Below are 24085 nucleotides of genomic sequence, written 5' to 3'. Positions count from 1 at the left end.
TCAATTCTTGTTGTGGGGTAACCAAGGCCTCATAATTAGGGCGTCATGAAACTTGATTCAAAATATTTCGATCGCATTCGAACCCGCCGCAGACGTGAGCCGGAGCCCGAACAGGCGCCGCCGACATGCCAGTGGGATGGCTGCGACAAAAAGGGTACGCATCGCGCTCCGGTCGGGCGCAATGCGGAAGGGCAGTTCTTTTTGTTCTGCTTCGAGCACGTCAAGGACTACAACAAGGGCTACAATTATTTCTCCGGCCTTTCGGACGGCGAGATCGCGCGCTACCAGAAAGAGGCGATCACCGGCCATCGTCCGACCTGGACCGTCGGCGTCAACAAGGCGGCGAAGAACAGCCCCCTGCAATCGGAAGTCCGCTCCGGTGCCTATACCCGGGTTCGCGATCCCTTCGGCTTCGTCAAGGATGGCGACGGCCGCGGCAGCGGGCCGCGCTTTCCGGAGCAGCGCAAGCTGAAGACGCTGGAGGCAAAGGCCTTCGATACGATGGGTCTCGGCGCCAACGCCACCTCGGCGGAAATCAAGAGCCGCTACAAGGAACTGGTGAAAAAACACCATCCGGATGCCAATGGCGGCGACCGCGGCTCGGAGGAGCGCTTCCGCGCGGTCATACAGGCCTATCAATTATTGAAACAGAACGGTTTTTGTTAATTCCTGTCCTTGCTCTCCGTCTTCAATCAGGTATGGTCCAAATCGGCTGAGGCCGTGGGTAACCACGGCAGGGTGCGCAATTGGCTGGCTGCACCTCGGCCGACTTTCCGGACGCGGTGTTTCTTGTCCGGGACTCTGTTCAAGAATGCTCGCAAGCGGTCATTTCATCGCATCGAGGTTTCGCTTCAGTCCCGGAGAAGTATCGCCGACGTTCCGACCAGACGGATGCGGGCAATAAACTGCGGCGTCATGATACAAACGGCTGAGATTGATATGGCTGGGTGACAGTCACCCGCCTTGGAGACATGATGAGCAAGATTGACCTTGATATTTCCGAGACTCCCGACACCACCGTTTCGGTCCGTGACGTCTTTGGCATCGATTCCGATATTCGCGTTCCGGCCTATAGCAAGGGCGGCGCCTATGTGCCTGATCTCGACACAGACTATCTGTTCGACCGCGAGACGACGCTCGCCATTCTCGCCGGTTTTGCCCATAACCGCCGCGTGATGATTTCGGGCTACCACGGCACCGGCAAATCCTCGCATATCGAGCAGGTCGCCGCCCGCCTTAACTGGCCCTGTGTGCGTATCAACCTCGACAGCCATGTCAGCCGTATCGACCTCGTCGGCAAGGACGCGATCGTCGTCAAGGACGGGCTGCAGATTACCGAATTCAAGGATGGCATCCTGCCCTGGGCCTACCAGCACAATGTCGCGCTCGTCTTCGACGAATACGACGCCGGCCGTCCGGACGTGATGTTCGTCATCCAGCGCGTGCTGGAATCCTCCGGCCGCCTGACGCTGCTCGACCAGAGCCGCGTCATCCGTCCGCACCCCGCCTTCCGCCTGTTCGCGACTGCCAACACCATTGGTCTTGGCGACACGACGGGCCTTTATCACGGCACGCAGCAGATCAACCAGGCGCAGATGGACCGCTGGTCGATCGTCACGACGCTGAACTATCTGCCGCACGAAAACGAAGTCAACATCGTGCTCGCCAAGGTGAAGTCCTTCCGCACGGAGAAGGGCCGCGATACCGTATCGAAGATGGTTCGCGTCGCCGATCTGACCCGCGCGGCCTTCATGAACGGCGATCTGTCGACCGTCATGAGCCCGCGTACGGTCATCACCTGGGCGGAAAATGCGGAAATCTTCGGCGATGTCGCCTTCGCCTTCCGCGTCACCTTCCTCAACAAGTGCGATGAGCTGGAGCGACCGTTGGTCGCCGAGCATTATCAGCGCGCCTTCGGCATCGAGCTGAAGGAAAGTGCTGCCAACATCGTGCTCGAAGCCTAGGGAAGAACCGACAGTCATGTCAGGTCGCGGAGACAATTCCAAAGCGAAGCCGGGCGCCCCGGTGGACATGGAGCCGTTGCGTCGGGCGATTACCGGCTGCGTGCGCTCGATCGCCGGCGATGCCGAGGTCGAGGTCGCCTTCGCCAATGAGCGCCCGGGAATGACGGGCGAGCGCATTCGCCTGCCCGAGCTTTCCAAGCGGCCGACGGCGCATGAGCTGGCGGTGACGCGTGGTCTCGGCGATTCGATGGCGCTCAGGCTTGCCTGTCATGATGCCCGCGTGCATGCCACCATGGCGCCGCAGGGCGCCGATGCTCGCTCTATCTTCGATGCCGTCGAGCAGGCGCGTGTCGAATCGATCGGCGCGCTGCGCATGAGCGGCGTGGCTTCCAACCTCAACTCGATGAATTCCGAAAAATACGCCAAGGCGAATTTCTCCGGTATCGAGCGGCAGGAGGATGCGCCGATCGGCGAAGCCATGGCGATGATCGTGCGCGAGAAGCTGACGGGCCAGAAGCCTCCGGAAAGCGCGGGCAAGGTGCTCGACCTCTGGCGGTCGTTCATCGAAGAAAAGACCGGCGGCGAACTCGACAATCTCACCTCCAGCATCAACGACCAGCAGAGCTTTGCCCGCGCCGTCCGCAGCATGCTGACGGCCATGGAAATGGCCGAGGAATACGGCGACCAGGAGATGGAGCCGGATTCCGACGAGGAGTCAGCGGAAGAGGACAAGCCGAGCGGCGAGGATCAGGACGACCAGGACGTCGAGAGCGACGATGGCTCCGATTCCGCGCCCGCCGAGGATAGCGAAGCCTCCGACGAGCAGATGGACGACGGCGAGATGGACGGCGCCGAAATCTCCGATGACGACATGAGCGAAGAGGGTGAAGAGGATTCGGAGACGCCGGGCGAAACCCGCCGTCCGAACACGCCCTTTGCCGACTTCAACGAAAAGGTCGACTACCACGTCTTCACCGAGGAATACGACGAGACCACGACGGCGCAGGAACTCTGCGACACGGCCGAGCTCGAGCGCCTACGCGCTTTCCTCGACAAGCAGCTCGCGCACCTGCAAGGCGCGGTCGGGCGGCTTGCCAACCGCCTGCAGCGCCGGCTGATGGCGCAGCAGAACCGCTCCTGGGACTTCGACCTGGAAGAGGGCTATCTCGATCCGGCGCGTCTGACGCGCCTGATCATCGATCCGATGCAGGCGCTGTCTTTCAAGATGGAGCGCGACACGCAGTTCCGCGATACGGTCGTGACGCTGCTGATCGACAATTCGGGTTCCATGCGCGGCCGGCCGATCACGGTCGCCGCCTCCTGCGCCGATATTCTGGCGCGAACGCTGGAGCGCTGCGGTGTCAAGGTCGAGATTCTCGGCTTCACCACCAAGGCCTGGAAGGGCGGGCAGGCGCGCGAAAAGTGGCTCGCCGGCGGCAAGCCGCAGACGCCGGGCCGCCTCAACGACCTGCGCCATATCATCTACAAATCCGCCGATGAGCCTTACCGCCGGTCGCGCAGCAATCTCGGCCTGATGATGCGCGAGGGGCTGCTCAAGGAAAATATCGACGGCGAGGCGCTGATCTGGGCGCATAATCGCCTGCTTGGCCGCCGCGAACAGCGCCGTATCCTGATGATGATCTCGGACGGTGCGCCGGTCGATGATTCGACGCTGTCCGTCAATCCGGGCAATTATCTGGAACGGCACCTGCGCGCCGTGATCGAGCAGATCGAGACGCGCTCGCCGGTGGAACTCCTGGCGATCGGTATCGGCCATGACGTCACGCGCTACTATCGCCGTGCCGTGACGATCGTCGACGCCGACGAACTGGCCGGCGCCATGACCGAGCAACTCGCTTCGCTGTTTGAGGATCAGGCAAGCCAGCCGCGTTCGCGCATGCGCCGCGCAAGCTGAACACCTTAGGCTAGTCCCCAGCATCGGCCGTTCGGCCGGTGCGCTTACCGATAGCCGTCCTGATCCCGCAGGCCCCGTGAGAGCCCATGAAACGTTTCTGCCGCGCGACCATGCTTGTGCTGCTGCTCGCCGGCTGCGCCGCCGTGGATACGCCGGAGAGCGGCCCGGCGGAGATCCACGCGACGGCGATCTCCGCATTCAAGTCCGGTTCCGGACAGACCCGATTCGGCGCGCTCGAATTCCTGGGCGGTCTTGAGCTTAGCTCTGGCAATCCGCTTCTCGGCGCCATCTCCGCCATCCGTTTCCGACCCGATCAACGCCGTTTCATCTCGGTGCTGGATACCGGCCACTGGCTGACGGGAACCATCGAACGCAACGAGGATGGCAGGCTGAAGGGCATCGCCGATGCGCGCATCATGCCGATGATCGACCGCCGCGGCATGACGGATGCCGGCAAGGGCGCGATGGACGCGGAGGGGCTGGCGCTTAAGGGCGACCATGTGCTCGTCAGCTATGAGCAGTATCACCGGGTCGATGCCTATCTCGATCCCGGTTTCGAGACATCGCCGCCCGATGGCAGCATTCCGATTCTTATCCCGAGAAAGGAATTGCGCGCCAACCGTAGCCTGGAAGCCTTGATGATCGCACCGCAATCGAGCCCGCTGTCGGGCGCTGCGGTAATCGTCGCGGAGGACAGCCTCGACGATCAGGGCAACATGCTGGCGGCGATCCTGGATGGGCCGCTGAAGGGCCGCTTCACCGTGAGGCATAGCGACGATTTCGACGCCAGTGACGGCGTGTTCCTGCCGGATGGCGATCTGCTGCTGCTGGAGCGGCGCTTTGATCTGGCGCATGGCATCGGCGTGCGGATCCGCCGTATCGCCGTTGGCGATATCAGGCCAGGTGTGGTCGTGGACGGAACCGTCATTTTCGAAGCCAATTCCAGTTACCAGATCGACAATATGGAAGGGCTGGACGCCTTCCGCGCGGCCGACGGCACGATCCATCTGATCATGGTCTCCGACGACAATCATTCGATCCTGCAGCGAAGCCTGATGCTGGAGTTTCGGCTACGCGATGAGAGCCTGGTCAGCCAGAACTGAAAAAGCCCGCGTCTTGCGCGGGCCTTTAGGATTTATACCGGCTGCTGTTACGCCGTTGGCGCCTGTGGGACCGGCTTCAGCATGTTCATCAGCGCGCCATAGGGCAGCAGCATGACGAGGCCGACCGTCACCTTCACGGAGAAGTCGCCGATCGCCCAGGAGATCCAGCGCGGAGCCGACGTGGAAAACACGCCGAGGATCGGCGCCCAGTCGATGGCGAAGGGATCGTTCGGGCCGAAGAAGACGAAGAACGGCGCGAAGGCGAAAGAGAAGAAGATCAGGGTGTCGAGCATCGAGCCGATCAGCGAGCCGAACAGCGGCGCGCGCCACCAGGCCATGCGGCGCAGGCGGTTGAACACCGAGATATCGAGCAGCTGGCCGGCGAGATAGGCCGAGCCGGAGGCGATCGCGATGCGTGGCTGGGCGGTGATGAAGGAGAGCGCGACACCGACGACGAAGCCGGCGAACACCACTCTACGCGCAGCCTTCGGGCCGAACTGGCGGTTGGTTAGGTCGGTGATCAGGAAGGCGACGGGATAGGTGAAGGCGCCCCAGGTCAGGATGTCGGCAAGATTGATGCCGGCGAGTGTCGCCTGCAGCGGATACTGCACGAGGATGTTCGAGGCGACGACGACAAGCGTCATCAGCAGAACGTAGATCAGGGTATGGCGCGATTTCATAAGCATTTTTTTATCCTGGGAGATGCCACCAGTTGGCGTGAAAACCGGACATGGGAAAAGGCTTGCCCGGAGATGATCCGTGCAAGCCTCTCAGCCCGTATGCTGGTCAGACGTGCTAAAGCTTAAGCGGCTACGGCAGCAGCAGCTTCAGCGGTCTTCTTGATGATCTGGCGGCGCAGCAGGCGCGCACGCTGGCTGAGCTCATTTTCGCTGGCCTTCAGAAGGAAAGCGTCGAGGCCGCCACGATGCTCGACCGAACGGAGGCCTGCAGCGGAAACGCGCAGACGATAACGCTGGCCAAGAACGTCAGAAATCAACGTGACCTGGCAGAGGTTCGGAAGGAACCGACGCTTGGTCTTGTTGTTGGCGTGGCTGACATTGTTGCCCACGAGGACGGCCTTGCCGGTCAATTCGCACATGCGGGACATGGAACACCTACTTTTGTTTTTCTCGGCCGCTGAAAAGTCGTTCCGGGCAAAACCCGGCGCGCAATCCAACAGGCCATAATTGGAAAGTTGCGGTTCTATAGTCAGAGCAGCCGTCCACGTCAAGCCAAACCTTGAGCTTTCCCGCAATTCCGTCAAAAAGCTGCTATTTTCTGGTGGTCGCAGCAAGCGCATAAAGCGCCTATATATATTGCCTGCTCTTTGTTGAAGGCTTCGGTGATGGTTGGTTTTAGGAAGTGGCTTTTTGTTTCTGCGCTGGTGGCCTCGATGCCCCTGGCGGCATCGGCCGATCCGGTGCGGCATGAAACCCAATATCGGGTCTCGCTCGCCGGCCTTCCGATTGCAAGGGCGGACTTCAAGACCGAGGTCAAGGACAAGCAGTTCACTATCCGGGGCGATATCACCTCATCCGGTCTTGCCGATCTCGTCACCTCGATCGATGCACGAACCGATGTGACCGGCGTGGTCGGCGATAACAAGCTGCAGGCGACGCATTATACGCTCTACTACAAGAGCGGCAAACGGGAGCGCACCTATGACGTCGCCTATACCGACGGCAATGTGACCTCGAACAGCATCACACCGGAACCGAATCGGCCGGCGAGCTGGATTCCGCTCGGCGGCGGCGATCTGAAATCGGTTCTCGACCCGATTTCCGGCATGATTTTCCCGGCAACGCCTAATCTCAACCTCTGCAACCAGACCCTGTCCGTCTTTGACGGCGAAATGCGGATGGATCTGAAACTGTCGCCGAAGGGGTCGCATCCCTTCTCGACGGACGGTTTCAAGGGCAAGACGATCGCCTGCGGCGTCCGCTTCACGCCGAAGAGCGGTTATAAGTCGACGCGCAAGGATTATCTCTATCTCGCCAAGAGCGACGCGATGGAGATCTGGTTTGCCAAGGCCGATGTCATGAACGTATATGCTCCGGTTTACGTCCGCATCCCGACGCAATATGGGACCGTGACGATCACCGCCGTGAAGTACGGCAGTTAAGGTTATCGCGGCGGAGACGCCCGCGGCGACATACCGGGGGCAGAGTTGACGTTTCGCGCGACATTGATGGGGTTCACGGCCATTGTGATGTGGTCGTTTCTGGCGCTGCTGACGGTCGCGTCCGGCAAGGTGCCGCCGTTCCAGCTGCTCGCCATCTGTTTCGCCATCGGCAGTATCCCCGGCATCGTCGTTCTCGCGCTGAAGCCTGAACGCCTGCAACTGCTGCGCCAGCCGGCCAAGGTGTGGATCATCGGCATTGCCGGGCTGTTCGGCTATCATTTCCTCTATTTCACGGCATTGCGCCATGCGCCGGCGGTCGAGGCGGGGCTGATCGCTTATCTGTGGCCGCTTCTGATCGTGGTCGGATCGGCGCTTTTGCCGGGCGAGCGGTTGCGCTGGTATCACATGGTCGGCGCGCTGATGGGGCTTGTCGGTACGGTGCTGATCGTCGGCCGCAACGGATTTCATTTCGAGGGTACCTATGCCATCGGCTATGGCGCGGCCTTCCTCTGCGCCTTCACCTGGTCCGGCTATTCGCTGGTCACCCGCCGGTTCGAGGCGGTGTCGACCGATGTCGTGACGATCTTTTGCATGGCGACCTCGGCCCTTTCCCTGGTCTGCCATCTCGGCCTAGAGGACACGGTCTGGCCGGAAACGGCATCGCAGTGGGCAGCGGTGCTGGGGCTCGGACTTTTTCCGGTAGGAGCGGCCTTCTATGCTTGGGATTACGGCGTCAAGAACGGCGATATCCAAATTCTCGGTGCGGCCAGCTATGCCGCGCCGCTGTTGTCGACGCTGATCCTGACGCTTTTCGGCTTTGCCGAACCTAGCTGGGGTATTGCGCTTGCCTGCCTGCTGGTCACCGGCGGCGCGGTTCTGGCCGCGCACCGGATGATCCTGCGCCGCAATAGCGGTGGAGCGGCGCAGGCGGAAGCGGCGGAACGGGCGTAGTTTACGCGCCCGAAGCCGGTTTGTTATTTCTTGAAGACCTTCTCCAGAAATGCGATTAGCGACGGCCGCCAGACATCCATCTCATGCTGGAGGTCCGGATATTCGTGATAGTCGTGGGTGATCTTCTTTTCGTCCAGGGTTGCCTTGAGCCCGGCTATGTCCTTGCCGGTGACCTGGTCCTTCGATCCGACCGTCACCGTGAAGCCGCGCAGCGCCTTGTTGATCTTGGCGGGATCGTTCAGCGCGGCATCGACGGCCTTGTTCGGCACGGTGGTCGTTGAGACCCCACTGAAGGTCGCAACCCAGCCGAAGGTGCCAAGATGCGAGAGGCCGGAGACAAGCGCCTGATATCCGCCCTGCGACAGGCCCACGACCGCGCGTCCGTCGGCATTGTCGCGCACCCGATAGTGCTTCTTCATGTAGGGGATGAGGTCCTGGGTCAGCTCCCGGTCGGCCGCGTCCGCATTGATCGGATAGAAATTCTTGCGGCGGTCGGCGCCAGGGAAGTTCTCGGCGATTGCATCGGGAATATCGGTTTCCGTGTCGGGAATGACGACGATCATCGGTTCGATCTTCTTTTCCGCCAGAAGATTGTCGAGGATCTGCGGTGCCCGGCCTTGCGTCACCCAGGAGGCCACCGTGTCGCCGAAGCCATGATAGAGATAAATGACCGGCAGAGGCTTTGACGCATCGGTGTAGCCGGGCGGTGTATAGACATACATCTGCCGCTCGGAATTCAGCGCCTTGGAATGCAGCGTTACCAGCCTGAGGTCGCCATGCGCGACGTTGCGAGTGTCGAGGATGCTGCCGGGCACCAGAATGAGGCTGGTATTCACCTGCCGCTGCGGCTTGGGCGCATTGGTGCCGGTGTCGATGCTGCGGAAGCCGTCGATGTTGAAATAATATTCGTAGAGATTGGGCTTCAATGGCTCGGTTTTGACGCTCCACACGCCGTCGTCGCTGCGTTGCAGGGCCAGCGGATCGCGCGAGCCGAGAACAACCGACACGGCCTTGGCCGAAGGGGCATAGAGGCGGAAGGTGATCGAGCCGTCTTTTTCGACGGCGGTGACGAATTCCTTCAATGGCCGATCCGCCGGCGGTGAGGCGGGAGCATCAAGGGCTAGGGCGGGAACACTCATGGCGCAACCCGCCACGACGAGCAGGGGAAAAAGCAAACGCACGGCAAAATCTCCTCCAAAAAATCAATGTTGGTCCTCCGGGCGAGGCTGACGGACGCCCGGAGCGTTTCAGGATACCGCTCCTCGCGACGCTCCTGCCTGCTTACGACGCCCCGGGCTTCCAGTCCGGGGGCGCCATTTCGAAACTGGAAAATTCAAAACCTGGGGCCACCGTGCAGCCGACCAGGGTGAAGTCCCCCAGGCTTTCGGCGGATTGCCACCAGTCGGCGGGAATGATCGCCTGCGGGCGCTCGCCTTTCGGAAGGTCAATGCCGAGGACGATCGTCTCGCTCGCCTTGCCATCGGCGGAGCGGTGCAGGGCTAAAGGTGCGCCGGCATAGTAGTGCCAGACCTCGGCCGCATCGTGCACTCGATGCCAATGCGAGCGATCACCCGCCTCGAGAAGATAGTAGATCGCGGTGGAATGGCCGCGCGCGCCGCCGTGATCGTCCCGGAATGTCTGCACGTACCAGCCGCCTTCCGGATGTGGCTGCATGGACAGCGCCTCGATGATCTCTTGCGGCCGCATCAGAAATTATCCTTGCGCTTGCGGATCTCGGTAAAGACTTCTTCGTTGCTGCGGCTTTCCATCAGGAGATGCCGGCGGATCGACGGATCGGCGGCGCGCAGGAAGGGGTTGGTTTCCTTCTCCAGCGCCAGCGTCGTTGGAATGGTGAATTTGCCTTCGGCCCGCAGCGCTTCGACATCGGCGGCGCGGCTTTTCAGCCGTTCATTGTCGGGGTCGATCGTCAGCGCGAAACGGGCGTTGGAGAGTGTATATTCGTGGCCGAAATAGATCGCCGTCTCATCCGGCAAGACGGCAAGTTTCTGCAACGATGCCCACATGTCCATCGCCGGGCGTTCGAACAGCCGGCCGCAGCCGAGCGCGAAGAGCGTATCGGCGGCAAACAGCAGCTTGTCGTCGACGAAGTGGTAGCAGATATGGCCGGCGGTGTGGCCGGGCGTCTCGATGACATTGACGGTATGATTGCCGAACTCGAAGGTGTCGCCGTCGCCATAGGCGCGGTCGAGACCGGGAATGGCAACGGCCTCACCGATTGGGCCGATGATCTCGCAGCCGAATTGCTCCTTCAGCGCCAGATTGGCGTCGACATGGTCGGTGTGGTGATGGGTGGTAAGGATGTGGGTGATCGTCCAGCCGCGGCGCTTGGCAGCCGCCAGAATGGGACCGGCCTCCGGGGCGTCGATCGAGGCGGTATAGCCGCTTTCGGGGTCATGGACCAGGACGCCATAATTGTCGGAGCGGCAAATAAATACCTCTAATTCCAAGGGTTTCATGATCAAAATCATCCTCGTTTTATAGGGTTGATTCGGAATGTAGGCGGTTCGGCCTTGAAGTCCAACGCTCGGCTGATAACATTTGGGACGATGCACGCCGATATCGTCGACCTCCGCCAATTCTATCATTCCGAGCTCGGTCGCTTGGCGGAGCAGTCTATTACCATGGCGCTGTCCTCGATCTGGGCGCGTCTGCCCGAGGAGCGTCTTGTCGGCCTCGGCTATGCCGTTCCTTATCTCGACCGCTTCCGCGCCGACACCGAGCGGACCTTCGCCTTCATGCCAGCGGGGCAGGGAGCGGTGAACTGGCCGATGGATTCGGCGTCCTCGACAGCACTGATCTTCGACGAGGAGCTGCCGCTGCCGGACAGCTCGATCGACCGGGTGCTGATGGTGCATTCGCTGGAGTTCGCCGAGAGCCCGCGCGAGACGCTGAAGGAGTTGTGGCGAGTGCTGGCGCCCGGCGGCCGGCTTGTCATCGTCGTGCCGAACCGCAGGGGTGTGTGGGCGCGCATGGAGCATACGCCGTTCGGCTCCGGCCGGCCCTATTCACGCGGTCAGCTCACCTCGCTGTTGCGCGAGACCAATTTCACGCCGGGGGCGACTGCCGAAGCGCTGCTTTTTCCGCCCTCGAAGCTGCGCACGGTGCTCAGCCTCAGGCGCGCCTTCGAGCGGGTCGGGCGGACGCTGTGGCCGGCCTTTTCCGGCGTCATCATCGTCGAGGCGCAGAAGCGGCTTTATCAGGGCCTGCCGGTCGCCGTCCGCGCTTCGCGCCGTGTCTTTGTGCCGGTGCTGGCGCCGCGCGGCATACCGACGACGCGCGACGGCGTCTGACCCCATCTCCCACCGTGCAAACACTCGACAAATTCGTCAATCCGCTTTAATGCGACGGGGTGTTTAAAGCCGGTCTTTTCCGGCGCTTCCCAAGGTCGATCCCATGAGCATGGAAATGAGCAAGCCCGCCCCGCGCCCCGGTATTCTCGATATCGCCGCCTATGTGCCGGGCAAGGAGCATGCGCCGGGCGTGGCGCGGGTGTTCAAGCTCTCCTCGAACGAGACACCGCTCGGCGCCAGCCCTAAAGCCAGCGAAGCCTTCCGGGAAGCGGCCGCGAATCTGGAACGCTATCCGGACGGGCAGGCCAAGGAATTGCGCCAGGCGATCGCCGATGTGCATGGATTGAATGTCGCCAATATCCTCTGCGGCAACGGCTCCGACGAGTTGCTTGCCTTGATCTGCCATGTCTATCTCGGCGCAGGCGATGAGGCTGTGATCACCGAGCACGGCTTCCTGGTTTACAAGATCCAGATCATGGCTGCCGGCGCGACGCCGGTCACGGTGAAGGAAAAGGACTGCACGGTTGATGTCGATGCGATCCTCGCCGCCGTCACCGAGAAGACCAAGATGGTGTTCATCGCCAATCCGGGGAACCCGACCGGTACCTATGTCCCGGTCAGCGAAATCCGTCGCTTGCAGGCGAGCTTGCCGAAGCATGTCATTCTCGTGCTCGACGCGGCTTACGCCGAATATGTCCGCCGCAACGATTACGAGGCCGGCCTCGAGCTCGTTTCCGCCAATCACAACGTCGTCATGACCCGTACCTTCTCCAAGGTCTATGGCCTTGCGGCATTGCGCGTCGGCTGGATGTACGGCCCGGTCGGCATCATCGATGCGCTCAATCGCGTACGTAGCCCGTTCAACATGAACAGTGCGGCGATTGCCGCGGGGGCTGCCGCCATTCGCGATCAGGCCTTCACCGAGAAGGCCGTGGCATTCAATATGCTGTGGGTCGACAAGGTGACCCAGGCGCTCGAGGCAATCGGCCTCAAGGTGACGCCGTCGGTCGCCAATTTCGTCCTCGTTCACTTCCCCGATACCGATGGCAAGCGCGCCGCCGAAGCCGACGATTTCCTGACCAGCCGTGGTTATATCGTGCGCGCCGTACGCGCCTATGGCTTCCCGAATTCCCTGCGCATGAGCATCGGCACGGAAGAGGCCAATCTGGGTCTCATCGACACACTGACCGAATTTATGGGTCGCAAGGCATGAGCAGCGTTCAATTCGACCGCATCGCGCTGATCGGCATCGGGCTGATCGGTTCTTCCATCGCCCATGACATCAAGCGCCTCGGCCTTGCCAAGGAAGTGGTGATCGCAACGCGCAGCGCCGAGACGCTGAAGCGCGCCGAGGAGCTGAAACTGGGCGACCGCTATACGCCGTCGTCGGCGGAAGCGGTCAAGGATGCCGATCTCGTCATCGTCTCCGTGCCGGTCGGTGCGTCCGAAAGCGTCGCCAAGGAGATTGCCGCGCATCTGAAGCCCGGCGCCATCGTCACCGATGTCGGCTCGACCAAGGCCTCGGTCATCGCGCAGATGCAGCCGCATATGCCGGGCAATGTGCATTTCATCCCCGGCCATCCCATTGCAGGCACAGAGAAGTCCGGGCCTGACGCCGGTTTTGCCGGGCTATTCGAGGGCCGCTGGTGCATCTTCACGCCGATCCCCGGCACGGATGAACAGGCAATCAAAAGGCTTCGCCATTTCTGGGAAAGCCTCGGCTCGCGCGTCGACGAAATGGATGCCGCCCATCATGACAAGGTGCTGGCGATAGTCTCACATCTGCCGCATCTCATCGCCTATAACATCGTCGGCACGGCCGACGATCTGGAGACGGTGACGGAATCGGAAGTGATCAAATATTCCGCCTCCGGCTTCCGCGACTTCACGCGACTGGCTGCGTCGGATCCGACCATGTGGCGCGATATCTGCCTGCATAATCGCGATGCCATTCTGGAAATGCTGTCGCGCTTCTCGGAAGATCTGTCTTCCCTGCAGCGGGCGATCCGCTGGGGCGAGGGCGACAAGATCTTCGAACTCTTCAGCCGCACCCGCGCCATCCGCCGCTCGATCGTCGAGGCCGGCCAGGATGTCGATACCCCGGACTTTGGCCGTCATGCTCTGGATGGGAAGAAGTAGGTTTTCCACTCGAATGGAGGGGAAGCGAGAATGGTCGCAGATTAAGGCTCAGCGCCTATCTGCGGCTCTATAAACTTCGTTTCGCTCTCTCTTCCCGACAGCCACGACGATAATCACGAGCTGTTCGTCGCGAACTTCATAGACAAGGCGATAGCCGACGCCACGCAATTTGATCTTGTATCGATCTTTGCTTCCGAAAAGTTTGGCGGATGGTACCCGCGGGTTTTCGCAGCGCTCGGCAAGCTTCTTTTTAAACTGCTCTCGCGTATTGGCGTCGAGCTTTCGCCATTCTTTTAACGCGGCTTCCAGAAAGCCGAGCTCATAGGTCATCCAGCTCGACCTTGATGACGGGCTCGCCCGTACGTGCGTCAGCGATGGCGTTGAGTTCGATATCCTCGAGACGATCCAGCATCGCTTCGTACAGACGAGCCGGGACACAATAGAACGCGGGCGCATTCCTGTTGAGAATAGCAACCGTCGCCCCTTCGCCGGCTGCCACGGTTCCCATCGGATTCTTTTTCAGCTCCGATACGCTAGCGGTCACTTCAGCGAGAATTACATTTGTCATCGCACCCTCGAAGGCTCTTTTAATAGCACTTTAAATAGCGCTTTTAACTGGTCTCTTCAAGGGAGCGAGGGCCGAAGTCAAATCGGCGGGATCTTCCCGAGCGGGATGAAGCCGCTGAGCGAGAGGCGGCCGCGATCGGCGGTGAGGTCAACGGAGACCTTGTCGGCACCGTTTGCAAGCGCCTTGAGCATCTTGGTGGCTGTTTTGATGATGCTCTTGGCGGCCGGAAGCGTTGCCGTCAGGCTATCGCCCCAGGGGCCGATCTGGTTGATCTCCAGCTTGAACTGGCCGGACAGCAAGCCCTGATCATCGAAATTGAAAGGCCCGGAGAGGGTCATGACGCGGCCATCGCCGATATCGATGACGGCCTGATGCAGCACGCCGGCAGCGCCGTGAAGGCCGTTCCTGTCGCTGCCATCAAGCATGCCGGCCTTGCCGGTGAGGGTGATATTGGCGCTTGTCGAGCCCGTCGGCAGCACCTGCGGGAAATCCTTGATGGTGGCATTGGCGTTTTCGATGCCGATCGCCAGCTCCAGATCGTCGCCGTTCTGGCGCGCGTGCAACTCGGTATGATCGGCGGTGACATCGGCGCTCTGTCCGGTGAAGGAGGAGACGATGCCGGCCTTCAACCCGTTGATGACGGTCTGGCTCTGCTCGATGCCCCGGCCCTTGGTGACGAGGTTCGATTGCAGATCGGTCCATTCGGCCGAGACGGTCAGGCCTTGCGTGGTGCGCAATTCCGCCGGCGACTTCAGCGTCCAGCCGATATGGTTAGGCTGATAGACCGGCGCTGAGGCGTTGAGATTATCGAAGGCGGCGGAAACGCCCTTCTGCTGGTTGTCGACGCTCACCTTGGCGCAGGAGAGGCCGATCGAGAAGGGGAAGCCGCTAAAGGCCATGTCCGTGCATTCGCCCGATAGGCCGGCGCCATTTTGCTGCCCAAGCGCCTTCAGCACGTTCGCCTTTACCATGGTGGTCGCATAATACCAGCCGCCGGCGTAAAGGCCGGCGAGAATCACGATCAGTCCCAAACCGATAAACCAAATGCGTTTGCCTGTGCCGGATGTGACGCTCTGGCTTGACGCTGCCATGTTGTTCTCCAATGGTTGAACTGATGTGGTCACAATGATTTGGCGTTGGATATGGACGAATTTTGGGTATTTGGCTACGGATCGCTCATGTGGAATCCGGGGCTTAGCCATGTTGAAAAATCAGAGGCGCTGATTTTCGGCTATCGCCGTTCCCTTTGCGTCCATTCCTGGGTTCATCGTGGCACGGAGGCGAGCCCCGGGCTGGTACTCGGCCTCGATCGCGGCGGGTCCTGCCGCGGCATGGCGTTTCGCGTCGCTGCCGCCGAATGGAACGAGGTGCTGACCTATCTGCGCGAGCGCGAGCTGGTCACCCATGTCTATCTGGAAAGGACGCTGCCGATCCGGCTTGCCGATGGCCGGCGGGTGGTGGCTGTCGCCTATATTGTCGACCGCGACCACAGGCAATATGCCGGCGGGCTGGACGCCATCGATGCCGCCCATATCGTCGAATCGGCGGCCGGCCAGTCCGGGCCGAACGATGCCTATGTCTTCAACACGCTGGCGCATCTGCGCGAAATGGGCATTCGCGACCAATGGCTGGAACAGGTTGCCGGCGAGATCGAGCGGATGCGGGAAGCGTCCTAAATAGCTGCGGCCACCTTGGCCTTGCCGATTTCCGCCAGGCGCTGTGCGGCTGTCGGCGGCACGGGCAGATCCGGGTTGCTGGCAATGGTTTCCACCAGCAGCTCGTCGCTTGCCTTTTCCGTTTCCTGAACCAGCCGTTCGAAGAAGGCGTCGGGATCCATGCCCGGCTGGATCGGCGGCAGGATGCGGACCTTGAAGTGGCCCGGATATTTGCGGAAGGTGCGGCGCGGCCAGAACAGGCCGGGATGCATGGCGACGGCGACGACCGGAATATCCAGGTCACGATACATGCGGGCAATGCCATATTTGTAGACGGGTTCGGCGCCCGGTGGGCGGCGGGTTCCCTCGGGATAGATGATCAGCTGGCGGCCGGTGGACAGTTCTTCGCGCGTGCGTTTCAGCACGTCGAGCATCACCTTGCCGCGGGCGCTGCGATCGACCGGGATCATGCGCTGCTTCTTCGCATACCAGCCGAACAGCGGAATCCACATCAGCTCACGCTTCAGGATATAGACGGGATCGTCGAGATAGGGCAGCAGCGCGAAGGTGTCCCAGAAGGACTGGTGCTTCGGCGCGAAGATGAAGCTGCCCTTCGGGATGTTTTCCAGGCCTTCAATCTCACAGGTGGTGCCGACGATTTTTTCCATCAGCCAGACGCTGGATTTTGCCCAGGCTTTGGGAATTGCATAGGCGGCCTTGCGCGGCATGAAGAAATAGATCGGCGTAAGCACGATCATGCGAATGATCAGATTGGCATAGAAGGCGATATTGAACAGGATCGAACGCAGGGTGATCATCAAGGCTTTCCCAATACGCCGGCTTGCGCCGGCATCCGAAGCCTTGCCTACACGATTACGCTGTCAATAAAAAGTCGGCCCGCGCGCCACCCGGCGTCTCAGTCCGGATCATCGCTCTGTTCCTGCGAGCGCAGGCCGAGCGGGCGGCCGAGGCCGGTGATATTGCGCGCGCCGGCGAGAAGAACCTTGGCGTATTCATAGATCATGGTGCGCAGCGCATTGGGGTCGGTGAACCAGTTCTTGGTCTTGAGGTCGGAATTGACCACCGGATAGGGAATGTAGTCCGTACCCGGGTCGACATATTTCAGCTCGGCCAGGCTGCGCGGCATGTGATAATTGTTGGTCACCACCAATATGCTCTTGTAGCCTCTGGCGTGGATCCATTTCGCCGCCTCGCGGGCATTGCCGATGGTGTCGAGGGCGTCATAGCCGATATCGACGCAGCAATTGAAGAGGTTGGCGGGGCTCTGCGTCAACTTGCGGATTTGTGAGGGCGTGGTCGTCGGATGCGCGCCGGAGATCAGGAGCCGGTTGCCGGCGCCGGTGCGCAGCAGCTCCACGGCCTGGTCTATGCGCTGGTAGCCGCCGGTGAGGACGATGATCGCATCCGCCTTCGGCTCCAGCGGCGGCTTCAACGTGGCGATCGAATCAGCGAAATGCAGGAAGCCGCCGAAAACAATGGCGACCAAGAAGACAAAGGCGAAGCCGCCCCAGCGCAGAAAACGGCGGAAAAAGCTGCGCCGCACGGGCCTGTCGCTGTGGAAGCGCTCCCACAACGATTGAGAACTCACAGCCTTGCGACTCGTCAGGTCCATGCTCATGATTCGTCAATATACGCGAAATGCGGCAAGGAGCGGGCCGCGGAACCATAAAAAATAGTTAGCAAACCGTCAATTCTGTACATTTTCGGTCCTTCCTGGGTCGGAACGAACCAAATCGATCTCGTAGATCGTGCGCATGACGGTGAAGCGCGCCGTGACCGTGGTGAGCAAAGCGATGATGATCATGGTCGCGAGAATGCCGAGATAGCCAAGCGTGCCGACCGAGAACGTGCCGAAGAGGGCGGTCGCCTGGTCGGTTTGCGGCGTGGCGATCGTGCTTCTTTGCAGAAGGCCGGCGGTGGCGAAGAACAGGGCGGCAAGCCCACTGCCGGCGGCGGAGCCCTTCAGGCTGATTTTCAGAAAATGCTTCTGGAACTCGGTGGCGACGAAGGTACCCTCAGCGCCGACGAAATGCAGCACCTCAACGATGTGACGGTTGCCTGAGAGCGTGCCGCGGGTGGCGAAGACCACGGTCAGCACCATGGCGGTGAAGACCAGCAGCAGTACGCCGGTGCCGATGAGGACGGTGGTGTGCGCCATCGAGACCAGCCGGTCGACCCAGGTGCGATGGTCGTCCAGCGTCGCCTGCGGTATTTCGCTCTTCAGAAGGCCGCGCATCGCCTCGAAGTCCGGCGGGTGCGTCTCGTCGATGGTGATGATCACCAGGCGTGGAACGGGCAGTTCCTTCAGATCAAGGCCGGAGCCGAGCCAGGGTTCGAGCAAGCGGGCGGTTGCCGCCTCGTCGACGATCTGGCCGCTCTTGGTGCCGACGAAGCCAAGCGCGATATCGCGGGCACTGGTGAGCGCCTTGTCCATATCGAGATTGTCGTCCGGCTTGATCTGGATGGTGATCTCGCGGGCGATCTGGCTCTCCCAGCTTGCTGCCGTCGAGCGCACCATGCTGACGGCGCCGAGCGTCAGGCAGGCGAGGAAAGCCATGATGGCGATGACGACGATCAGCGCATTGCCCTGGATGTTGGAGGAAGGCACGATTGGCCCTGTCGGGCGCACGCGCATTTCCGGCCGCCTTTTTTCGGGCGGCGTAGCAGCGGATCTTTCCTTGTTGCCGGTAGCCCTTGCGTTGGCAGGGCTCCTGCGGGGGGCGGGCTTAGTCATAGATATCGAGATGCCCTCCCGACAGGATCATGCGCCGGGCCTCGACCTGATCCATCAGCGTCAGGTCGTGCGTGGCAATGACGACGGCCGTGCCGAGGCGATTGAGCTCGAGAAACAGGTTGAGCAGTCGTCGCGCCATCGGCGGGTCGACATTGCCGGTCGGCTCGTCGGCCAGCAGGATCTCAGGGCGGTCGATCAGCGCGCGAGCAATGGCTGCGCGCTGCTTCTCGCCGCCCGACAGCACCGGCGGCAGCACGTTGATACGCTCGCCGAGGCCGACCCACTTCAACAGCTCCAGCACATCGTTGCGATAGGAGCTCTCGTCCTTGCCGCGCACGCGCAGGGGCAGGGCGACGTTCTCATAGGTCGTCAGATGGTCGAGCAGGCGGAAATCCTGAAAGACGATGCCGACGCGGCGGCGCAGCAGCGGCAGCTCGTTGCGCGGGATCGAGGAGATTTCGCGGTCGAACATGCGGATCAGCCCGCGCGTCGGCTGCAGCGACATGAAAAGCAGGCGCAGCAAGGTCGTCTTGCCGGCGCCGGAAGGCCCCGTCAGGAACTGGAACGATTTCTTCGGTATGTCGAAGCTCAGGTCGCGGAGGATTTCCGGACCCATGCCGTAGCGCAAACCGACGTTCTCAAAATGGATCAACGGGCAGTCCAGTCTTCCGCGGTGTTCAATCAGGCGACTTGTTAACCAATTGCGTTAACGGACGGTAAATTTTGCTGGGAAGGCGCCCCATTCATGGCGGTCTTTGCGAAGCATTAACCATTAAAATTTACGACTGGGCAGGATTCGTTTCAATGCCCAGAATTCAGATGGGCATGGAAACCATGTGGATCACCGGAAAGGGAGGTCGTCATGGGTGCTTTTCGCCACCGTCGGCAGCAGGCGGGGCTGGTCTATGACCTGCTTCCGCCCGAGTGTGCAGCGGCTTCGCAACTATCCCATCGTTTCGGATCGAAGCCGGATGTTGTCGACGCAGAGTTTGTGACCGTCATTCCCGGTCGCGCCAACGGCAATCACGAGAAGGGCAGCCGTGCAAGACCGCAGCCCCGGTCGGCTCCGGGCGGCGTTCACGTTCGCGCGATGACAGGCTTGCGCCTTGCCGAGGGATGGCTGCAGCAGGCGTCGCGGCGCAGCTTCGTGGCGCTAATCGCAGCACTCGCGATCCTGGTTTTCGGCCTTGCCGGCGGCTTTTCCGGATTGTCCGGTACGCCGGCGCAGGCAACGTCCGAGCCGCTGCAATTTACACATGTGACGCTGACGCCGCGCGACGAGAACGGCATGCGGGTGCTCACCGTCAACGGCATCATCGAGAATGAGACGGGCGCCACACTGACTGTGCCGCCCATGCGCGCCGATATCTTCTCCGGCGATCAGTTGCTGACCAGCGTCGTGGTGAATTCGCCCGTGGACCGTATCGGGCCGCATGAGAGCCGTGGTTTTTCCACCAGATTGCAGCATCCCGGTGGAAAAACGCCGGATGTTCGGCTTTCCTTCATGCCTTAGGGGGTGTGTCGGCTCTCGTGATTGTGCTACGGGCTAGGGCTTGATCAGCGGACAAGTGCCGCAGCACAGCCATGGAGCATGCCAATCAATGCCTGTCGTACGCGGGAAGAATATCGAGCCGCTTTTCACCGCCGAGCAGATCGCCGAGCGCAACAAGGCTTTGGCGGTGCAGATCGCCAGCGGGCCGACGAAGGATCTCCTCGTCATCGCCATCCTCAAGGGCTCGTTCATCTTCGCAGCCGACCTGCTGCGCGCGCTGCATGACACCGGGCTTGCACCGGAAGTCGAATTCATCACGCTGTCGAGCTATGGCGCCGGCACGACGTCCCAGGGCGTTCGCATCGTCAAGGACATCGACAGTGACGTTCAAGACCGCGACGTGCTGCTGATCGACGATATCCTGGAATCCGGGCGGACCCTGCGTTTCGCCAAGGAACTGCTCTATGAGCGCGGCGCCCGCCACGTCTCGCTCGCCGTGCTGCTCGACAAGAGCGTCAAGCGCCAGGAAGAGCTGGAGGCCGATTATGTCGGCTTCGAATGCCCCGATTATTTCGTCGTCGGCTACGGCATGGACGTCGCCTATGCCTTCCGCGAACTGCCCTTCGTGGGCGTCGTGACCGGCGACGCGGACGAATAGTTTTGGTTCGTGGGGCGCCGATTCCAGGTTAATCCGGCGCTCCGACAGACTGTCCCAATATGCTCCAACGATGACGAACCGTTAACCACGGGACGGGATTGCACCTCCGTCGTTTACCGATCGCAAACGGAATTCTGGTGATTTCGGTCTCGGAACATGACGGACCACGGAGCATAGACCATGGCAAGAATTCTGATCACGGAAGACGAGGACTCTCTTCGCACCTTTGTCGCCCGGGCGCTGCGCCTGGATGGCCACGAGACTGAAGAGGCGGCCGACGGCGCCGAAGGTCTGGAAAAACTGAAGCAGGGCGTTTATGACCTGCTGCTCTCCGATATCCGCATGCCGGTGATGGACGGCATCGAGCTGGCGCATCAGGCGGCCTCGACCTGCCCCGGCATGAAGATCCTGCTGATGACCGGCTATGCCGAGCAGCGTGAGCGCGCCGACGACCTGATGGAAAAGATCGTCGATGTCGTCTCCAAACCCTTCGCCCTGCCGGATATCCGCAAGGCGGTCGCCCGCGCTCTGGCGGCCTGATTGGCGCTATCGAAGGAGGGCCTTCGCCTACAGTGGCGAAGGCGATGCAAGGCTTACTGCCTCATATCGAGCAGGCGTTCCAGATAGTTCCGTTCGTCGGACAGTGACGGATTGTTGCTCAGCCGCTCGCGGATGGCGTCGAGAATTTCTCGGGCTCGCTGCGCCTTAATGATATCGGGTACTTTATTCTCGTTGGTTTCGTCGAATATGCCGGGTTTGTCGCCGCTCGGGCGGCCAAGCGGATCGCGGCTGTTCTGATTACCCTGGCCTTGCCCCTGCTGCTGGCCCTGGCCTTGCCCCTGCTGTTGCATCTGCGCCATCAGCTGGTTCATCATGTCGCGCGTGCCCTTGCGCAGCGCGTCTAGCGCACGGCCCTGGCCCTGCACGGCAGTCTCGCCATTGCCTTGGCCGAGCTCGCCGGCCGCACCCTTCATTTCCTGCTGTGCCTTGCCATAATTCTGGTTCGGCTTCATGCCCATGGAGCCGAGTTCCTTTTGCAGCTCGCCGAGCTGTTTTCCGAGATCATCCTGCTGCTGGCGCAATTGCTTCAGCGCATCGCGCAACTGGTCGGCGGTCATGCCGTCCGTCTCGTTGTCGCCCTGTTGCTTCTGGCCCGGCTGCTGCTTGCCCTGCTGGTTCTGGCCCGGCCGCTGGTTCTGGTCCTGCTGACCCATGTCCGGCTGCTGCGGATCGTCCAGACCCGGCATCGGCTGGTTGAGCGCGTCGTCGCCGTCCTCGTTGGGATCGCCGCGCTGCATGCGGTCGCGCATGGTCTGGTCGAGCTTGAAGGTCTGCTCCATCAGCTTCTGCTGGTCGCGCAGGATGCGGCCAAGCTTGTCCATCTGCTGGCGCATCTTGTCGTTTGCCTGGCCCTGCTGCTGGTTCTGGTCGCGCTGCGGGCGGCCCGCCTGGAGGTTGTTCATCATCTGCTGCAGCTCGGACAGCATCTGCTGCGCTGCCTGGCGGTTGCCGGAACGGGCGAGATTCTCGATCTGGTCCATCATCCGTTGCAAATCCTGCTGGCGCAGGATATTGGCCGACTTCTGGTTGGGCTGCGCCGGCATGTTCTTCATGCGCTCGGCGAGCTCCTTCATATAGTTGCCCATCGCCTTGCGCAGTTCGTCCATCAATTTCTTGATTTCCGCGTTGGGCGCGTTGCGCTGCAGGGCGTCGGAGAGTTTCTGCTGCGCATCGCGGAGCGCCTTCTCAGCGTCGGTCAGCTGCGCGTCTTCCATGCCGAGCGCGATCTGCCAGAGATAGTCGGCAGTATCCTTCAACGCGGCATCGCCGCTGGCGAGCTTCATGCGTGTCAGCGCCGATTTGATCAGCAAGTAGTTGCCGAGATCGGGGATCGTCTCATCCGGGCGGATCGTCAGCGACTTGTTGAGCTCGATCGCCTCCGGCATCCTGCGGGTGTCGAGCGCGAAAACCTGACGTTCCTCGGCGACAGCGGCGGCGAGCGGCTGGCTGAAATTGCGCGAGGGCAGGGTCATTTCATAGGGTGCGCTGCGGCCGGTCTGGCCGGCGCCGTCGCGTGCGACAAGGGTGATGTGCACCTTCTTGCCGGCAAGCGGGTCCTGCGTCAGGTCGTGGCTTGCCAGCCCCTTGCCGTCACGACGGTCGCGACGCGAGATTTCCAGCTTGAATTCCGGCAAGCCATAGAGCGGCTTGGCCTCGGCATCGGTATCGACGGGCATGATCTCGGCACGGGCTTCCTCGACGCCATAATCGTCTTTCACCTTAAAGCCGATTTCGAGCGAGCCGTTGGCAGTGGCATGCGGAATGCCGTCGAAGTTGATTTCCGGCGGCTTGTCGGAGACCACATTGAAAGACCAGGACTTGCCGTTGACCGTCAGCCTGCCGCCTTTTTCGAGCTTCAGCACATGGGTGCGGGCAACCATCGCCTCCGCACCGGCCGTGGATGGCGAGGCGGTGTCGGCGACGGGCTGGACGGGGGCGGGAATGGCCGGATTGCCGTTCGCCGACGCCTGCTTGCCGGCGTCCGCGACCTGTTCGGGGATTTCGGCACTGCTGTCGTTGCCGGCGGCCTGGAACAATACTTTCTCATTCGTGGAGGCGCCGGTGACCCGCACGGTAAGCTCGGAGAATTGCGGGACGTTGACGCTGTCGCCGGTATCGGCGGCATTGCCGGTCAGATAGACCGGCGCTTCGCCGGTGTAGTAGGGCGGCGTCACCCAAGCGTCGACGCGGACATCCGGATTGTTCGACGTGACCGTCGGGGCGATGAAGGCGTCGCTCAGCGATCCGCCGCTGTTAGACATGGAAAAGCTGAAAGCAGTCACCAGCAGCAGCGCCGGAATGGTGCGCAGCGCAAAGCGGTCGTAGCGGGCAATATCCGGGCGAGGGAAGCCCGCGTCCAGCGCGGCGATGCGCGCCGCCATGCGGGTCTGGTGTTCCCGCCATAGCGCCCGGGCAAAGGGCGTGTCGAAAGCCGGCTCGTCTTCCTGCACGGTGACCGGCTGATGCGGGAGGCCGTTGCGCTCCTCCAGCATCCGGTCGGCTTCACCGGTGGTCGGCCAGCGCAGGCGGCGGAAAGGGAAGCAGGCGGCGGCAAATGCGATCGTGAAAACGGCCAGCAGGATAACGCGCAGCATATCCGGCGCGATGCGGAAGATGCCGAACCATGCGGCCGAGAGGAAAAGGGCAAGGATCGACAGAGGTAGCAGTAACAGCGGCAGGATCTGCTCGGAAACCAGTACCAGCCGTGCGAAGAGACGTTTGACCGCAACCAGCCGTGCCAGAGCCGGACGGCTGGCGAAAGCGCCCTTCTTAGGGTTGCTTGGGCTGGTCATCGGTCCGGTCTTCTCCCCGAATTGCCGTGGATGGCTAACTGCCCCTTGGAAATGGCGGGGCGTCCCACACGCCCAAGTTTGCAGCGCCCGGCGAGACGC

The 24085-nt window shown here is 61.5% G+C and carries 26 protein-coding genes; 13 read left to right on the top strand and 13 right to left on the bottom strand.

What is annotated here, in order from left to right; genetic code table 11:
* The first annotated feature begins 45 nt into the window (after nucleotides 1–45).
* The 4 genes from AB6803_RS23845 (at nucleotide 46) to AB6803_RS23830 (ending at nucleotide 4982) form a co-directional block, all read left to right on the top strand.
* Nucleotides 46–666: a J domain-containing protein gene (locus AB6803_RS23845; protein ID WP_153368704.1), complete on the top strand. Its 621-nt coding sequence runs from the start codon at nucleotides 46–48 to the stop codon at nucleotides 664–666.
* Nucleotides 667–974: 308 nt separating this feature from the next.
* Nucleotides 975–1964, top strand: a complete 990-nt coding sequence (gene cobS / locus AB6803_RS23840; protein ID WP_007689997.1) for a cobaltochelatase subunit CobS — start codon at nucleotides 975–977, stop codon at nucleotides 1962–1964.
* Between the two features lie 16 nt (nucleotides 1965–1980).
* Nucleotides 1981–3879, top strand: coding sequence for a cobaltochelatase subunit CobT (gene cobT / locus AB6803_RS23835; RefSeq protein WP_371111215.1), 1899 nt, complete (start codon nucleotides 1981–1983; stop codon nucleotides 3877–3879).
* 86 nt (nucleotides 3880–3965) lie between these two features.
* The gene (locus AB6803_RS23830) at nucleotides 3966–4982 is read left to right on the top strand and encodes an esterase-like activity of phytase family protein (RefSeq protein ID WP_371111214.1); all 1017 of its coding nucleotides are present in this window, start codon (nucleotides 3966–3968) and stop codon (nucleotides 4980–4982) included.
* A 47-nt stretch (nucleotides 4983–5029) separates the two neighbouring features.
* On the opposite strand, the gene AB6803_RS23825 is transcribed toward AB6803_RS23830, so the two are convergent.
* Nucleotides 5030–5668, bottom strand: a complete 639-nt coding sequence (locus tag AB6803_RS23825; RefSeq protein WP_371111213.1) for a queuosine precursor transporter — start codon at nucleotides 5666–5668, stop codon at nucleotides 5030–5032.
* Nucleotides 5669–5784: 116 nt separating this feature from the next.
* Nucleotides 5785–6090 carry a 50S ribosomal protein L28 gene (rpmB, locus tag AB6803_RS23820; protein WP_007693604.1) on the bottom strand — a complete coding sequence of 102 codons (306 nt, stop codon included), beginning with the start codon at nucleotides 6088–6090 and terminating at the stop codon, nucleotides 5785–5787.
* 237 nt (nucleotides 6091–6327) lie between these two features.
* On the opposite strand from rpmB, the gene AB6803_RS23815 reads away from it, so the two are divergent.
* Nucleotides 6328–7104 carry a DUF3108 domain-containing protein gene (locus AB6803_RS23815; protein WP_371111212.1) on the top strand — a complete coding sequence of 259 codons (777 nt, stop codon included), beginning with the start codon at nucleotides 6328–6330 and terminating at the stop codon, nucleotides 7102–7104.
* 45 nt (nucleotides 7105–7149) lie between these two features.
* Nucleotides 7150–8055 carry a DMT family transporter gene (locus AB6803_RS23810; protein ID WP_371111211.1) on the top strand — a complete coding sequence of 302 codons (906 nt, stop codon included), beginning with the start codon at nucleotides 7150–7152 and terminating at the stop codon, nucleotides 8053–8055.
* Between the two features lie 23 nt (nucleotides 8056–8078).
* On the opposite strand, the gene AB6803_RS23805 is transcribed toward AB6803_RS23810, so the two are convergent.
* The 3 genes from AB6803_RS23805 to gloB form a co-directional block, all read right to left on the bottom strand.
* Complete coding sequence (locus AB6803_RS23805) at nucleotides 8079–9236, bottom strand: esterase (protein ID WP_371111210.1); 1158 nt, start codon at nucleotides 9234–9236, stop codon at nucleotides 8079–8081.
* A 100-nt stretch (nucleotides 9237–9336) separates the two neighbouring features.
* Nucleotides 9337–9762 (bottom strand): cupin domain-containing protein, encoded by a 426-nt coding sequence (locus tag AB6803_RS23800; protein ID WP_371111209.1) that lies wholly within the window; start codon nucleotides 9760–9762, stop codon nucleotides 9337–9339.
* On the bottom strand, nucleotides 9762–10532 hold the full coding sequence (gene gloB, locus AB6803_RS23795) for a hydroxyacylglutathione hydrolase (RefSeq protein WP_371111208.1): 771 nt from the start codon (nucleotides 10530–10532) through the stop codon (nucleotides 9762–9764). Before gloB ends, AB6803_RS23800 begins: the two co-directional genes overlap by 1 nt.
* Before the next feature lie 54 nt (nucleotides 10533–10586).
* On the opposite strand from gloB, the gene AB6803_RS23790 reads away from it, so the two are divergent.
* The 3 genes from AB6803_RS23790 to AB6803_RS23780 all read left to right on the top strand — a co-directional run bounded on the left by AB6803_RS23790 (nucleotide 10587) and on the right by AB6803_RS23780 (nucleotide 13505).
* Nucleotides 10587–11366, top strand: a complete 780-nt coding sequence (locus tag AB6803_RS23790; protein ID WP_371111207.1) for a methyltransferase domain-containing protein — start codon at nucleotides 10587–10589, stop codon at nucleotides 11364–11366.
* 103 nt (nucleotides 11367–11469) lie between these two features.
* Nucleotides 11470–12579, top strand: a complete 1110-nt coding sequence (gene hisC / locus AB6803_RS23785; protein ID WP_371111206.1) for a histidinol-phosphate transaminase — start codon at nucleotides 11470–11472, stop codon at nucleotides 12577–12579.
* The gene (locus AB6803_RS23780) at nucleotides 12576–13505 is read left to right on the top strand and encodes a prephenate/arogenate dehydrogenase family protein (protein ID WP_371111205.1); all 930 of its coding nucleotides are present in this window, start codon (nucleotides 12576–12578) and stop codon (nucleotides 13503–13505) included. The genes hisC and AB6803_RS23780 overlap by 4 nt, the downstream gene beginning before the upstream one ends.
* Before the next feature lie 48 nt (nucleotides 13506–13553).
* Here the strand turns inward: AB6803_RS23780 and AB6803_RS23775 are convergent, their stop codons facing one another.
* From AB6803_RS23775 to AB6803_RS23765, 3 genes are all read right to left on the bottom strand, one after another.
* A complete protein-coding gene (locus AB6803_RS23775; protein ID WP_371111204.1) occupies nucleotides 13554–13835 on the bottom strand; it encodes a type II toxin-antitoxin system RelE/ParE family toxin in 282 nt (93 codons plus the stop codon).
* Nucleotides 13825–14073, bottom strand: a complete 249-nt coding sequence (locus AB6803_RS23770) for a type II toxin-antitoxin system Phd/YefM family antitoxin (RefSeq protein ID WP_371111203.1) — start codon at nucleotides 14071–14073, stop codon at nucleotides 13825–13827. The genes AB6803_RS23775 and AB6803_RS23770 overlap by 11 nt, the downstream gene beginning before the upstream one ends.
* 77 nt (nucleotides 14074–14150) lie before the next feature.
* Complete coding sequence (locus tag AB6803_RS23765; RefSeq protein WP_371111202.1) at nucleotides 14151–15164, bottom strand: DUF2125 domain-containing protein; 1014 nt, start codon at nucleotides 15162–15164, stop codon at nucleotides 14151–14153.
* A gap of 51 nt (nucleotides 15165–15215) precedes the next feature.
* Here AB6803_RS23765 and AB6803_RS23760 point away from each other — a divergent pair, with 51 nt between their 5' ends.
* Complete coding sequence (locus AB6803_RS23760) at nucleotides 15216–15749, top strand: gamma-glutamylcyclotransferase (RefSeq protein WP_371111201.1); 534 nt, start codon at nucleotides 15216–15218, stop codon at nucleotides 15747–15749.
* On the opposite strand, the gene AB6803_RS23755 is transcribed toward AB6803_RS23760, so the two are convergent.
* From AB6803_RS23755 to ftsE, 4 genes are all read right to left on the bottom strand, one after another.
* A complete protein-coding gene (locus AB6803_RS23755) occupies nucleotides 15746–16546 on the bottom strand; it encodes a lysophospholipid acyltransferase family protein (RefSeq protein WP_371111200.1) in 801 nt (266 codons plus the stop codon). The genes AB6803_RS23760 and AB6803_RS23755 overlap by 4 nt on opposite strands.
* Nucleotides 16547–16644: 98 nt before the next feature.
* Nucleotides 16645–17367 carry a YdcF family protein gene (locus tag AB6803_RS23750; protein ID WP_371111199.1) on the bottom strand — a complete coding sequence of 241 codons (723 nt, stop codon included), beginning with the start codon at nucleotides 17365–17367 and terminating at the stop codon, nucleotides 16645–16647.
* Nucleotides 17368–17436: 69 nt separating this feature from the next.
* A complete protein-coding gene (locus AB6803_RS23745) occupies nucleotides 17437–18483 on the bottom strand; it encodes a cell division protein FtsX (RefSeq protein ID WP_371111198.1) in 1047 nt (348 codons plus the stop codon).
* On the bottom strand, nucleotides 18476–19135 hold the full coding sequence (gene ftsE, locus AB6803_RS23740; protein ID WP_047465890.1) for a cell division ATP-binding protein FtsE: 660 nt from the start codon (nucleotides 19133–19135) through the stop codon (nucleotides 18476–18478). The genes AB6803_RS23745 and ftsE overlap by 8 nt, the downstream gene beginning before the upstream one ends.
* 210 nt (nucleotides 19136–19345) lie before the next feature.
* Between ftsE and AB6803_RS23735 the strand changes: the two genes are divergently transcribed.
* The 3 genes from AB6803_RS23735 to AB6803_RS23725 all read left to right on the top strand — a co-directional run bounded on the left by AB6803_RS23735 (nucleotide 19346) and on the right by AB6803_RS23725 (nucleotide 21173).
* The gene (locus AB6803_RS23735) at nucleotides 19346–19996 is read left to right on the top strand and encodes a hypothetical protein (protein ID WP_371111197.1); all 651 of its coding nucleotides are present in this window, start codon (nucleotides 19346–19348) and stop codon (nucleotides 19994–19996) included.
* Between the two features lie 88 nt (nucleotides 19997–20084).
* Nucleotides 20085–20633 (top strand): hypoxanthine phosphoribosyltransferase, encoded by a 549-nt coding sequence (hpt, locus tag AB6803_RS23730; protein ID WP_371111196.1) that lies wholly within the window; start codon nucleotides 20085–20087, stop codon nucleotides 20631–20633.
* A gap of 180 nt (nucleotides 20634–20813) precedes the next feature.
* On the top strand, nucleotides 20814–21173 hold the full coding sequence (locus tag AB6803_RS23725) for a response regulator (RefSeq protein WP_007693627.1): 360 nt from the start codon (nucleotides 20814–20816) through the stop codon (nucleotides 21171–21173).
* A gap of 53 nt (nucleotides 21174–21226) precedes the next feature.
* Here the strand turns inward: AB6803_RS23725 and AB6803_RS23720 are convergent, their stop codons facing one another.
* Nucleotides 21227–23986, bottom strand: coding sequence for a TIGR02302 family protein (locus AB6803_RS23720; protein WP_371111195.1), 2760 nt, complete (start codon nucleotides 23984–23986; stop codon nucleotides 21227–21229).
* Nucleotides 23987–24085: the final 99 nt, after the last annotated feature.

The sequence above is a fragment of the Rhizobium sp. RCC_161_2 genome, assembly GCF_041355235.1.
GTDB lineage: Bacteria > Pseudomonadota > Alphaproteobacteria > Rhizobiales > Rhizobiaceae > Rhizobium.
This window is presented reverse-complemented; position numbering and strand designations above follow the sequence as displayed.